This window comes from Streptomyces sp. SID10853 (genome assembly GCF_010548145.1).
Lineage (GTDB): Bacteria > Actinomycetota > Actinomycetes > Streptomycetales > Streptomycetaceae > Streptomyces.
This window is the reverse complement of the sequence record NZ_JAAGLN010000001.1, coordinates 1-12,831: the sequence shown is the minus strand read 5'-3', so window position 1 is coordinate 12,831 and position 12,831 is coordinate 1. Positions and strand designations below refer to the sequence as shown.

Below are 12,831 nucleotides of genomic sequence, written 5' to 3'. Positions count from 1 at the left end.
AGCCGAACCGGTGCCACGCGCACGGGCTGCGGGCAGGGCCCGCGAGGTACGCTCCACGAGCGAGGTACGGGCCGCGAAGCGAGATACGGGCCACGAGATACGGGCCACGAGCTGCGGGCCACGAGTCGAGTGCCACGCGCCGCGCGGACGCGGAGCCCATGAGCCGCGCGGACGCGGAGAGCGGACCTCTCAGTGCTTGCGGCGGCGGCCCCCGCCGCCCCGCGCGATGCCCCCTCCGGGGAGCGCCCACCCCGTCCCACGGGCCGGGCGGCCGGCCCCGTGGTCCGTACGGTCGGCCGAGACCACGAGCGCGGCGAGCGCTGTGGTCACCGGCACCGATGCGACCAGGCCGATCGACCCCACCAGGGTCCGTACGATCTCCTCCGCGACCAGCTCGGAGTTGGCCACCGTCCCCACGCTGCTCTGCGCGATGGAGAAGAGCAGCAGCAGGGGCAGCGCCGCACCCGCGTAGGCCAGAACGAGCGTGTTGACGACGGACGCGATGTGGTCGCGGCCGATCCGGATACCGGCCCGGTAGAGCCCGCGCGCCCCCATCGTGGGGTCCGCCTGGTGCAGTTCCCAGACGGCCGATGTCTGGGTGACCGTCACATCGTCCAGCACCCCGAGCGATCCGATGATGACGCTCGCCAGCAGCAGCCCGCTCATGTCGATGTGCGGATAGAGGCCATGGATCAGCCCGGTGCTGTCATCGGTGTTCCCGGTCAGGCTCGCCCAGCCGATGAAGAGGGACCCGAGCAGCCCGATCAGCATCAGTGAGACCAGCGTGCCGATGACGGCGACCGACGTCCGCGCCGTCAGGCCGTGGCAGGTGTAGAGCGCGATGAGCATGATGGCGCTGGCCCCGATCACGGCCACGACCAGCGGATTCGACCCGTGCAGGATCGCGGGCAGAATGAAGAGCGTCAGCACCGCGAAGCTGACGGCAAGCGCGACCAGTGCCATCAGCCCGCGCAGCCGGCCCACGGCGACGACCACCAGCGCGAAGATCCCGGCGAGCAGCGCCATCGGGAACTTCCGGTCCACGTCGGACACCGAGTACTGCAGATCACGGGGTGCGTCCGGGGCGTACGCCACGATCACGCCCTGCCCCTGGTGCAGTTGGCGCGGGGAGTCCGGCTGGACGATCTCGGTGAAGGTGCGGCCCTTGTCCTTGCCGCTGGTCACCTCGATCTTCGCCTTCTTGCACCCGGTGTTCTGCGCGGCCGCCGTACCGGCACCGGCCTGCTGCCCCGCCGTGCCCGAACCGCCGCTCGAACCCGCGCCTCCATCCGCGCCCCCGCCGGTCGTCGACGACTGGCCGGCCTGCACGTCCTTGCAGTCGACCGCCGTCATCGCCACTACTTCGCCCTGCTGCGTCTGCCGGTCGAACCCGACACCACTGCGGGCATGATGCGGCGCGCCACCCGGCCAGAAGACCGCCAGGCCGACAACAACCGCCGCCGCGAAGGGAATCAGCACCGATGCGATGACCTTGCGCAGATGGCGGGACACGGGCGCGGCGGGGCCGTGACCGTGCGTATGGCTGTGCCCGCCGGGAGGCGGTTCCGGGAGTGGTGTCACCGCCAGATCATCGCAAGAACGGGGGAGGCCCTCTGTTCAGTGCGCGGTCCTTGGCGTTAGCGTGGGGGCACCTTTGCACACGCGGGAGCTCGGAGCACCGGGCTGAGAGGGCGCTGACCAGCAATCTGCTGAGAGCTGCGCCGACCGCCGAACCTGTTACCGGGTAATGCCGGCGTAGGGAGTAGGTCTCATGACCACAGTGGATGCACGCACGCCTGCCACCGACCAGGACGAGCGCAAGCCGGGCTGGCACAAGGGATATGTCGCGGGCCCCGAGGGCTCGCGCGCCGATCTCCGGGTGCCCGTCAGGCAGGTGCACCTCACCAATGGGCAGGACGTGACGCTGTACGACACGTCAGGCCCGTACACCGACCCCACCGTCGAGACCGATGTACGGCGCGGGCTCGCCCCGCTCCGGGAGCACTGGATCATCGGCCGCGGCGACACCGAGGAGTACGCGGGCCGCCCGGCCCGCCCCGAGGACGACGGGATCAAGCACACCTCACCGCGCGGAGGGCTCCGTAACCTCGACGCGGTCTTCCCCGGCCGCCCCCGCCAGCCCAGAAGGGGGCGTGAGGGGCGTGCGGTGAGCCAGCTCGCGTACGCCGTGCGCGGGGAGATCACCCCGGAGATGGAGTACGTCGCGATCCGGGAGAACGTCTCTCCCGAGGTCGTACGGGAGGAGATCGCCGCGGGCCGGGCGGTCCTGCCGGCCAACGTGAACCACCCGGAGATCGAGCCGATGATCATCGGGAAGCGGTTCCTGGTGAAGGTCAACGCCAACATCGGGAACTCCGCGGTCACTTCCTCCATCGAGGAGGAGGTGGACAAGATGACCTGGGCCACCAAATGGGGCGCGGACACGGTCATGGACCTGTCCACCGGGCGCAATATCCACACCACCCGCGAGTGGGTGCTGCGCAACTCCCCCGTCCCGATCGGCACGGTCCCGCTCTACCAGGCCCTGGAGAAGGTCGACGGCCAGGCCGAGGAGCTGACCTGGGAGATCTACAAGGACACCGTCATCGAGCAGGCGGAACAGGGCGTCGACTACATGACGGTGCACGCCGGGGTGCTGCTGAGGTATGTCCCGCTCACCGCGCGCCGCAAGACCGGGATCGTCTCGCGCGGCGGCTCGATCATGGCCGCCTGGTGCCTGGCGCACCACAAGGAGTCGTTCCTGTACGAGAACTTCGAGGAGCTCTCGGACATCCTGGCCTCCTACGACGTGACCTACTCACTGGGTGACGGGCTGCGGCCGGGGTCGATCGCGGACGCCAACGACGAGGCACAGTTCGCGGAGCTGCGCACCCTCGGGGAACTCAACACGATCGCCAAACGTCATGGTGTACAGACGATGATCGAAGGTCCCGGTCACGTCCCGATGCACAAGATCAAGGAGAACATCGACCTCCAGCAGGAGATCTGCGAGGAGGCCCCCTTCTATACGCTCGGCCCGCTCACCACGGACGTGGCCCCGGCGTATGACCACATCACCTCGGGCATCGGGGCGGCGATGATCGCATGGTGGGGTACGGCCATGCTCTGCTACGTCACGCCCAAGGAACATCTGGGCCTGCCCAACCGGGACGACGTGAAGACCGGCGTGATCACGTACAAGATCGCTGCGCATGCGGCGGATCTCGCCAAGGGGCACCAGGACGCGCAGAAGTGGGACGACGCGCTCTCGGACGCACGCTTCGAGTTCCGCTGGGAGGACCAGTTCAATCTCGCTCTCGACCCCGACACGGCAAGGGAGTTCCATGACGAGACGCTGCCGGCCGAGCCGGCCAAGACCGCGCATTTCTGTTCCATGTGCGGGCCGAAGTTCTGCTCGATGAAGATCTCCCAGGACATCCGCCGTGAACACGGCGGAAGCCAGGAGGAGATCGAGTCGGGGATGGCAGCGAAGTCGAAGGAGTTCGCGGCGAGCGGCAACAGGGTGTATCTGCCGATCGCCGACTGAGCACGCCACCTGTCCTGGGGTGCGCATGCCCCGGGGTGCGAGCTGGTTCCGGGCCGCCGGGACCAGCCCCGGCGCGCGGACCGGTCCCGTACCGGCCGGTCCGCGCGCCGGGCTGCCTGCTCCTCCACCGGTGTCCCGGAGCTACTCCGGCGGGTGGTCGGGGCCGCCGAAGTCCGGGCTGCTGAAGTCCGGGCTGGTGAAGCTGGGGCGCTCGTGGTCCGCCGTCTCGTTCTCGTCAGGACTGGCGAAGTCGGGGCGGCTGTAGCCGAGGTTCGGGATACGGCCCGCCGAGCGGTAGGGGGCGGGGGCCGCCGGGTCCACGCTCGGATCGGCCAGTGCGGCGCTCAGGAACGGGACGATGCCCCGTTCCACCAGGGCGTGGCGCCAGGCGTCCCGGGCGCGGGCGACCTCTTCGGAGAGTTCGCCGTCACCTTCCTCGGTGTCGGGATGCACCTCGGTCGAGCCGTTGCGCAGCGCCGTCAGGAGAAGGCCGATCGCCGCCGCCAGGATGGCCGCGGCGGTGAGGGCCGCGAAGAACCAGCCCGCGGTGACCATGGTGTTGCCGAAGGCGGGCGCCGGATTGAGCGCCTTGAGTATGTAGCCCACCAGCAGAAAAATCACGGCGGCGGTGCCTGCCAGCACCGGAGCCAGTACGGCCAGCACGGCGGCCAGCCCCGCGCCCGTGCGCGGGCCGCCTCTGACGGGAGCGAGGACCGAGGCGTCCACCGAATCCGGTGCGGGCGTGCGCAGTTCGGTGCGCACCTTCACGAAGTGCTCGTACTCGGCAGCCGCGGCCGCGGTGACCAGGCTGTCGGCGTCGAGCACCATGGTGCGGAGCTGCTCGCTGTTGAGCCGCTGCCCCAGGTCGGCCAGATCCGGCCGGTCGGGTGCGGTGCGCAGTGCGTCGTCGAGGAGCCGCTCGAACTCCGGGCGGTCCTCTGTCAGCAGGTGCGAAGCGCTGTTCATGTGCATCCCCCGATGCTCCGTCGGGCCGTACCACCTGCGTTCTGACGGGTAGTCGGCGTAAACGGAGGAGAGCCTGCTACGGATAACCCGATGGTAGAGCTGTTATGGCACGGGGTAACAGAGGGTTTCCGGAAATCGCCTTCGCGTGCGCTGGATCAGTCGGCCAGTGGCAGCTGCACCACGAGCAGCTTTCCGGCCATGGTCACACCGCCGTCCATGGCGACGGCGAGCCCGTCCGCGTACACATGCGGGCCTTCGATGACGGTACGCGGACCGTCATCGCCGTCCTCGCCCCCGACCTCGCCCAGCAGATAGGGGATGGGGCTGTGACCATGGACGATCCGGTGGCCGCCGAAGACCCCGAGGAGTTCCTGCACGGCCTGTGGCCCCGACTCGTCGCGGAAGGCGAACCGCTTGGTGAACTTGCGGAACAGGTCCCAGCACTCGTCGGCGTCGTTACGGGTCAGGGTCTCGCGGACGGTGTCGTTGACCGCTTCTAGGGAGTCGCCGTAGTCGAGATAGGCGGTGGTGTCGGAGTGCACCAGGAGGTGGTCGTCCTCCAGCTCCATGGCGTCGAGCCGCGACATCCACTGGAGGTGGACGTCCTGCAGCCGGTCCATGTCGGCCTTCTGGCCGCCGTTGAGCAGCCAGGCAGCCTGGAAGGTCGCGGTGCCGGCGCCGGAGTTGACCGGAGTGTCGCCGAAGCGTTTGGCGCCGATGAGCAGCAGCTCGTGGTTGCCCATGAGGGCCTTGCAGTAGCCCCCCGCGGCCGCGGCCTCGGCGGACAGCCGCATCACGAGGTCGATGACGCCGATGCCGTCGGGGCCACGGTCGGTGAAGTCACCGAGGAACCAGAGGCGGGCGTTGCCCGCGGCCCACCTGCCCTCGGCGTCGATGAGCCCCTGGGCGCACAGGGCGGCCAGGAGTTCGTCGAGGTATCCATGGACGTCGCCCACGACATAGAGCGGGCCGAGCCCCCCCTCGCCGTCCGCGGGAAGGGGGTCGGGCACGGTCCGTACGACGACCGTGTCACCGGGGCCGCCGGCACGGCTGATGACGGGCAGGTCCCGCTGGGTCGGCGTGTAGCCGTCCGGCTCATCGCCCGGGGGGTACGGCGACGCCGGCTCGGCATCGTGGACGTGCGCGGGCGCGGGCAGAGGCGGTACGCGGAAGTCCCGCACTGTCGCCGTCCGCATCGCGGGTTCCAGACCGGCCCCCTGAGTCATCGACCCCTCCACCACCGTCGCGCGCCGTGCACCGGTCGGACCTGCCTGGTCGGGGGGTCCGCGGTGTCGTGCGCCCATCATAGGAATGCGACTGGCACTCTGTGACGCACCAGGGGTGCTGAATCCGGACGGCCTGCCGCCCGGCCGCCCGTTTCATGCCTATTGCGGTGTTCAGTCCGGTGCCGGTGAGCGGGGTGCGCTGACCGTGGTGCGCGGCGGGCGCCGCTGCGATGAAGTCCGGACGATGAGTTCGGTCGGTATCACCTGCTCGACCGGGTGGTCCTCGTTGATGCCTTCGATGGCGTCGATGAGTAACTGGATCACGGCCGTGCCGATCCGGCGGGGCTTGAGCGAGAGGGTCGTGATGGGCGGCTCGGTGCTGGCGTACACGGTGGATTCGCTGCAGCAGACCAGCAGCAGATCCTCCGGCACCCGAAGGCCGTACCGCCGTGCCGCCGCCAGCAGATCGGTGCCGTTGGGGTCGAAGAGCCCGTAGACGGCGTCCGGACGGTCCGGGCGGGCGAGCAGGCGGTCCGCGGCGACGGCGCCCGCGCACGGGTCGTGGGCGGGGTAGGACTCGTACACCGGGTCCTGCCCGACCCGCTCGCACCAGCGCAGATACGCGGTGGTGGAGAGCCGGGTGTAGGTGTCGGTCGTGGTGCCGGTCAGCAGCCCGATGCGGCGGGCCCCGGCGGCGGCGAGATGGTCGAGCAGATCGAGGACCGCGGCCTCGTGGTCGTTGTCGACCCAGGCCGTGACGGGCAGGGTGCTCGCGGGGCGGCCGTCGGACACGACGGGGAGCCCTTGGCGTACGAGTTCGGTGACGACGGGGTCGTGGTCGGAGGGGTCGATGACTACGGTGCCGTCGAGGGCGACGTTCGACCAGACGTCGACCGCGCTGTGGCGCGAGGTCGCGGGGAGGATGACGAGGGCATAGCCGCGTGCGAGCGCGGCGGAGGTGGCGGCTCTGGCCATCTCGGCGAAGTACGCGAATTCGGTGAAGGTGAAAGGTTCATCCCCGTACGTGGTGACGGTCAGGCCGATGAGGCCGGACTTTCCGGTACGGAGGGTTCGGGCCGCGGCGGAAGGGCGGTAGCCCAGCCGGTCGGCGACCTCGCGGACATGGCGGCGGGTGGCGTCCGGGAGCCTGCCCTTGCCGTTGAGCGCGTCGGAGACGGTCGTGATGGACACACCGGCTGCGGCGGCCACGTCCCGGATGCCCGCTCGTCCTTGCCGGTTGGCCCTGCGGGGAGTCTCCGCCCGGCTCACCTGGTGCTTCCCTGCTGCTGTCATGGCGAGCCGATAGTAGGGCGATGAAGGGTGGTTGGGCGGGGCGCATATGCATGCGTTGACAGGCACGTTTCTGCATGATCATTTAACATCAATCGCCTTTGAATACAGGGGATTTGGGGGCCTTGTCAAAGGAGTCTCGGGTGTCGGCGGGCATGTACCTGGCCCATGGCCGATGTTGCGATGAGGTCTCAACTCACCTCTTCGGGCGACGCGCGCCACGGCGCGAGCCATGGGCGCACGCCATGTCCGCCAGTACGCCCCCCATCGGCGCCCGGCATTCGTCCCGGGCGCCGCTCCTCATAGGGTGGGTGCATCCGAGTCGAGGAGGACCCGCTGTGAGCCAGAAGAGCCCCAAGCTGCGCGCCGCGCTGGACGGCATTCCCGCGTACGTTCCGGGCAGGCCGGCCGCCGCGGGCGGCCCGGTCGCCTACAAGCTGTCCTCCAACGAGAACCCCTATCCGCCGCTGCCGGGTGTGATGGAGAGCGCGCTCGCCGCTGCCGGGACCTTCAACCGGTACCCGGACTTGGCGTGCACCGCCCTGATGAACGAGCTGGCCGAGCGCTTCGGGGTGCCGGTCTCGCACCTGGCGACCGGCACCGGGTCGAGCGGCGTCGCCCAGTCGCTGATCCAGATCACCTCCGGCCCAGGCGACGAGGTGATGTACGCCTGGCGGTCGTTCGAGGCGTACCCGATCATCACGCGCATCAGCGGGGCGACCCCGGTGCAGGTGCCGCTGGACTCCGGCGATGTGCACGATCTGGACGCGATGGCGGCCGCGATCACCGAGCGCACCCGGCTGATCTTCGTCTGCAACCCGAACAACCCGACCGGGACCGTGGTCCGCAGGGCCGCGCTGGAACGCTTCCTCGACCAGGTGCCGTCCGACGTCCTGGTGGTCCTGGACGAGGCGTACCGGGAGTTCAACCGGGACACCGATGTGCCCGACGGTGTCGAGCTGTACCGGGACCGGCCCAATGTGGCGGTGCTGCGGACGTTCTCCAAGGCCTACGGGCTCGCCGGGTTGCGGGTCGGCTTCGCCATCGCCCATGAGCCGGTCGCGGCCGCGCTGCGCAAGACGGCGGTGCCGTTCGGGGTGAGCCAGCTGGGGCAGGACGCCGCGGTCGCGTCCCTGCGGGCCGAGGACGAGCTGTGGGGCCGGGTCGGGTCGCTGGTCGCGGAGCGGAACCGGGTGTACGAGGGGCTGGTCGGCCAGGGCTGGACCGTGCCGGAGACGCAGGCCAACTTCGTATGGCTCCGGCTGGGCGAGCGCACCGCCGACTTCGCGGCGGCCTGTGAGAAGGCCGGAGTGATGGTGCGCCCCTTCGCGGGCGAGGGTGCACGGATCACCATCGGCGAGACCGAGGGCAACGACCTCTTCCTCCAGGCGGCGGCGGCCTTCCGCAAGGAGCTCTGAGAGGTCTTTCCGTACGGGGTTCGGACAGGCGGGGTGCCCGGGGGGTACCCCGCCTTCGTCATGCCCGAAGTGCTTTCGTACTATTGCTTGTGAATGTGAACGCTTTCACAAGCGCGTCCTTTTTCTTCCGGGCTGTGTGGGACCAAAGGGACAGAAAACCGCTGTGACCCCGGCCACGTAAGGAGAGTGACGACGTGGAACTAGCTCTGTCGCCGGATACCCTGGCGCGCTGGCAGTTCGGGCTGACCACCGTCTACCACTACCTGTTCGTCCCCCTCACGATCTCCCTCGCCGCGATCACCGCGGGCTTCGAGACCGCCTGGGTGCGGAAGGGCGCGGAGAAGTACTTCCACGCCACGAAGTTCTGGGGGAAGCTCCTGCTGATCAACCTGGCCATCGGGGTCGCCACCGGCCTCGTCCAGGAGTTCCAGTTCGGGATGAACTGGTCGGACTACTCGAAGTTCGTTGGTGATGTCTTCGGGGCGCCGCTGGCGATGGAGGCGCTGATCGCCTTCTTCTTCGAGTCGACCTTCATCGGACTGTGGATCTTCGGCTGGGACAAGCTGCCCAAGAAGCTCCACTGCGCCTGTATCTGGATGGTGGCCGTCGGTACGACCTTCTCGGCGTACTTCATCCTGGCGGCCAACTCCTGGATGCAGCACCCGGTCGGGTACACCATCGACCGGGCCACCGGTGTCGCGCACCTCAACGACATCTGGGGGGTGCTCACGCAGAAGACCGCGCTGGTGGTCTTCACCCACACCATGACCTCGGCGTTCCTCACCGGCGGTGCCTTCGTCGTCGGTATCGCCAGCTACCACCTGTGGAAGATCAGGCGGGCCAGGGCCGCGGGCACCAAGACGGATACCAAGCGCACCCGCATGATGCGTACGTCACTGCGTATGGGCCTGGTGATGACGGTGACCGCCGGAATCCTCACCGCGCTCTCCGGCGACCAGCTGGGCAAGGTGATGTTCGAGCAGCAGCCCATGAAGATGGCTGCCGCCGAGGCGCTGTGGGACACCCAGGCGCCCGCCCCGTTCTCCGTGTTCGCGGTGGGCAATGTGGCGGCCGGCCACAACTCCGTCGAGCTGTCGATCCCGGGGATACTGTCCTTCCTCGCCCACGACGACTTCCACACCGCGGTGCCAGGCATCCATGAGACCGCCAAGGCCGAAGCGGCCAAGTACGGCGGCAGCCCCGACGACTATGTGCCGAACATCTTCGTCACCTTCTGGGGATTCCGGCTCATGATCGGGATCGGGCTCACCGCCTCGGTGGCCGCGGCCGCCGGACTCTGGCTGACCCGGAAGAAGAAATGGCTGCTGCCGGAGCACCGGACCGGCGACGACGAGGCGCCCAAGCTGATGCTCACGGCGGGCCGGGAGCTGAACCCGTTCTTCACCAAGTGGGGCTGGCGGGTGGGGATGGCCTCCCTGGTCTTCCCGCTGATCGCCAACTCCATCGGCTGGGTCTTCACCGAGATGGGCCGGCAGCCCTGGGCCGTCTTCGGCCTGTTCAAGACCGCTGACTCCGTCTCCCCCGGTGTCTCCCAGACGGAGATGCTGATCTCGCTGATCGTCCTGGTCACCCTCTACGCGATTCTCGGCTGGATCAACGTCCGGCTGATGAAGAAGTACGCGGTGATGGGCCCCGACACCGACGAGCAGCCACCCGCCAAGGACCCGCGGCTGCGCGGCCCCTCCGGTGGGCCCGGCGGGTCCGGAGCCGGGGACGAAGACGCCGACAAACCCCTGACCTTCGCGTACTGAGAGGAGAGACGTCATGGGCCTCAACGACTTCTGGTTTCTGCTGATCGCCGTGCTGTGGACCGGCTACTTCTTCCTCGAGGGCTTCGACTTCGGGGTCGGGATCCTCACCCGGCTGCTGGCCAGGGACCGGCGCGAGCGCCGGGTGCTGATCAACATCATCGGCCCTGTCTGGGACGGGAACGAGGTGTGGCTGATCACTGCGGCAGGTGCGATGTTCGCTGCCTTCCCGGTCTGGTACGCCACCTTCTTCAGCGGCTTCTATCTGCTGCTCGTACTGATCCTGGTCCTGCTGATCGTGCGGGTGCTGTCCTTCGAGTACCGCCACAAGCGGTCCGAGGAGAGCTGGCAGCGCAACTGGGAGTGGGTGCTCTTCATCACCTCGCTGCTGCTGCCGTTCCTGTGGGGGCTGATCTTCGCCAACATGGTCCACGGGGTGCCGGTCAACAGCCACCAGGACTACGCCGGTTCGTTCGGGGACCTGCTGAACGGCTACGGGGTCCTCGGCGGGTTCGCTTTCACCGCGCTGTGCACCCTGCACGGAGCTGTTTTCACCGCGCTCAAGACGGTGGGCGACATCCGGGTGCGGGCCAGGTCCTTCGCGGCCAGGGCCGCTGTCGTCACGGCGGCTCTCACTGCGGGCTTCCTGATCTGGCTGCAGGCGGACCGCGGCGACAGCTCCACACTGACGGCGCTCTGTGTGGCGCTCGCGGCGCTGGTCGCGGCGTTCGTGATGAACGCCAGGACCCGGGAGGGCTGGGCCTTCGCCTTCACGGGGGTGGCCATCGCGGCGACGGTCGCCGCGCTGTTCCTCTCGCTGGCGCCGGATGTGATGCCGTCCTCGCTCAACGCCGCCTGGAGTCTCACGATCGACAACGCGGCATCCGGCCCTTACACGCTCAAGGTCATGACCTGGGTCGCGGGCATCATGACGCCGCTGGTCCTGCTCTACCAGGGCTGGACGTACTGGGTGTTCCGCAAGCGGCTGGGCACTCAGCACATCGCCGATGCCCACTAGCTGATGCCCACCAGGAGAGGGTGTTTCACGTGAAACCGATCGACCCGCGTCTGCTCCGGTACGCCGGTGCCACGCGCCTCTTCCTGGGCGCCGTGGTGGTCCTCGGACTGGCCGGCGCGGGTCTGGTCGTGGCCCAGGCCATGCTGATCGCCGAGGTCGTGGTGGGGGCGTTCCAGCGCGGTCTGGACGGATCAGGGCTGCGGACCGAGCTGCTGCTGCTCGTGGCGGTGGCGCTCGGCCGGGGACTGGTGGCCTGGCTGACCGAGCTGGCCGCACACCGGGCCAGCGCTGCGGTCAAGTCCGAGCTGCGACGGCGGCTGCTGGAGCGGTCCGCCGAGCTGGGGCCGCAGTGGCTGACCGGCCGGCGGACCGGTTCGCTGGTCGCTCTGGCCACCCGGGGCGTCGACGCGCTGGACGACTACTTCTCGCGCTATCTCCCGCAGCTGGGGCTCGCGGTGGTGGTGCCGGTGGCGGTGCTGGCCAGGGTCGTCACCGAGGACTGGGTGTCGGCGGCCATCATCGTCGGCACTCTGCCGCTGATCCCGGTCTTCATGATGCTGATCGGCTGGGCCACCCAGGCGCGTATGGACCGTCAGTGGCGGCTGCTCTCCCGGCTGTCGGGGCACTTCCTCGATGTGGTGGCCGGTCTGCCGACGCTGAAGGTGTTCGGGCGGGCCAAGGCGCAGGCCGAGTCGATCAGGACCATCACCGACGAGTACCGGAAGGCGACACTGCGGACGCTGCGGATCGCCTTTCTGTCGTCGTTCGCGCTGGAGTTGCTGGCGACCCTGTCGGTGGCGCTGGTCGCTGTCGGTATCGGGCTGCGGCTCGTCAAGGGGGAGCTGGACCTGTACACGGGTCTGGTGATCCTGGTGCTGGCACCCGAGGCGTATCTGCCGCTGCGGCAGGTGGGCGCCCAGTACCACGCCGCGGCCGAGGGGCTCTCGGCCGCCGAGGAGATCTTCGCGGTGCTGGAGACACCGCTGCCGACGGCAGGGACGGCTGAGGTGCCGGACTCGCTCCGGCTGGAGCTGGACCGGGTGACGGTGCGCCATCCCGGCCGTACGGAGCCTTCGCTGGAGTCGGCTTCGCTGGTGGTCGAGGCCGGCGAGACGGTCGCGGTCACCGGGCCGAGCGGCGTCGGGAAGTCGACGCTGCTCCATGTCCTGCTGGGCTTCGCGACCCCGGACGAGGGGCGGGTTCTCGTCGGTCCGGCGGGACCGGGGCCGGCCGGGCAGGCCGGAGAGGGCCGGGGCGCCGCTGTCGAACTGGCCTCGCTCTCCCCCGAGCGGTGGCGCGAGCAGATCGCCTGGGTGCCGCAGCAGCCGTATCTCTTTGCGGGGACGATCGCGGAGAACGTACGGCTGGCGCGTCCCGGAGCCGATGGGTCCGCGGTGCACAGCGCGCTGCGGGACGCCGGGGCGTACGAGTTCGTCGCCGCGCTGCCCGACGGGGCCGAGACGGTCCTCGGTGAGGGCGGCGCCGGGCTCTCGGCCGGGCAGCGGCAACGGCTCGCGCTGGCGCGGGCGTTCCTCGCCGACCGGCCGCTGCTGCTGCTCGATGAGCCGACGGCGGCGCTGGACGGCGAGACGGAGGC

General features: G+C 69.3%; 9 protein-coding genes and 1 riboswitch. Of the genes, 5 read left to right on the top strand and 4 right to left on the bottom strand.

Features of this window, described 5'->3' with window-relative positions; translation table 11 throughout:
• Positions 1 to 189 precede the first annotated feature (189 nt).
• A complete protein-coding gene (locus G3I19_RS00045; protein ID WP_164258026.1) occupies positions 190 to 1,581 on the bottom strand; it encodes a YibE/F family protein in 1,392 nt (463 codons plus the stop codon).
• 71 nt (positions 1,582 to 1,652) lie between these two features.
• Positions 1,653 to 1,779, top strand: a riboswitch (TPP riboswitch).
• Here G3I19_RS00045 and thiC point away from each other — a divergent pair.
• Positions 1,772 to 3,547, top strand: a complete 1,776-nt coding sequence (gene thiC / locus G3I19_RS00040) for a phosphomethylpyrimidine synthase ThiC (protein WP_164258024.1) — start codon at positions 1,772 to 1,774, stop codon at positions 3,545 to 3,547. It overlaps the preceding riboswitch by 8 nt.
• A gap of 141 nt (positions 3,548 to 3,688) precedes the next feature.
• On the opposite strand, the gene G3I19_RS00035 is transcribed toward thiC, so the two are convergent.
• From G3I19_RS00035 to G3I19_RS00025, 3 genes are all read right to left on the bottom strand, one after another.
• Positions 3,689 to 4,519, bottom strand: coding sequence for a hypothetical protein (locus G3I19_RS00035; RefSeq protein WP_164258022.1), 831 nt, complete (start codon positions 4,517 to 4,519; stop codon positions 3,689 to 3,691).
• Positions 4,520 to 4,668: 149 nt separating this feature from the next.
• Complete coding sequence (locus tag G3I19_RS00030; RefSeq protein WP_164258020.1) at positions 4,669 to 5,739, bottom strand: metallophosphoesterase; 1,071 nt, start codon at positions 5,737 to 5,739, stop codon at positions 4,669 to 4,671.
• A 171-nt stretch (positions 5,740 to 5,910) separates the two neighbouring features.
• Complete coding sequence (locus G3I19_RS00025; protein ID WP_164258018.1) at positions 5,911 to 7,032, bottom strand: LacI family DNA-binding transcriptional regulator; 1,122 nt, start codon at positions 7,030 to 7,032, stop codon at positions 5,911 to 5,913.
• Positions 7,033 to 7,367: 335 nt separating this feature from the next.
• Between G3I19_RS00025 and hisC the strand changes: the two genes are divergently transcribed.
• From hisC to cydD, 4 genes are all read left to right on the top strand, one after another.
• Positions 7,368 to 8,447: a histidinol-phosphate transaminase gene (hisC, locus tag G3I19_RS00020; protein ID WP_164258016.1), complete on the top strand. Its 1,080-nt coding sequence runs from the start codon at positions 7,368 to 7,370 to the stop codon at positions 8,445 to 8,447.
• A gap of 194 nt (positions 8,448 to 8,641) precedes the next feature.
• On the top strand, positions 8,642 to 10,219 hold the full coding sequence (locus G3I19_RS00015) for a cytochrome ubiquinol oxidase subunit I (protein ID WP_164258014.1): 1,578 nt from the start codon (positions 8,642 to 8,644) through the stop codon (positions 10,217 to 10,219).
• A 13-nt stretch (positions 10,220 to 10,232) separates the two neighbouring features.
• Positions 10,233 to 11,234: a cytochrome d ubiquinol oxidase subunit II gene (cydB, locus tag G3I19_RS00010; RefSeq protein ID WP_164258013.1), complete on the top strand. Its 1,002-nt coding sequence runs from the start codon at positions 10,233 to 10,235 to the stop codon at positions 11,232 to 11,234.
• A gap of 29 nt (positions 11,235 to 11,263) precedes the next feature.
• On the top strand, positions 11,264 to 12,831 hold a 1,568-nt coding region (gene cydD, locus G3I19_RS00005; protein ID WP_164258011.1), incomplete at its 3' end, for a thiol reductant ABC exporter subunit CydD.

Excerpts from the sequence above, each read along its gene's own strand:
- cydB (WP_164258013.1), top strand. The coding sequence starts at position 10,233 with ATGGGCCTCAACGACTTCTGGTTTCTGCTGATCGCCGTGCTGTGGACC.
- G3I19_RS00035 (WP_164258022.1), bottom strand. The coding sequence starts at position 4,519 with ATGCACATGAACAGCGCTTCGCACCTGCTGACAGAGGACCGCCCGGAG.
- G3I19_RS00025 (WP_164258018.1), bottom strand. The coding sequence starts at position 7,032 with ATGACAGCAGCAGGGAAGCACCAGGTGAGCCGGGCGGAGACTCCCCGC.
- thiC (WP_164258024.1), top strand. The coding sequence starts at position 1,772 with ATGACCACAGTGGATGCACGCACGCCTGCCACCGACCAGGACGAGCGC.
- G3I19_RS00030 (WP_164258020.1), bottom strand. The coding sequence starts at position 5,739 with ATGACTCAGGGGGCCGGTCTGGAACCCGCGATGCGGACGGCGACAGTG.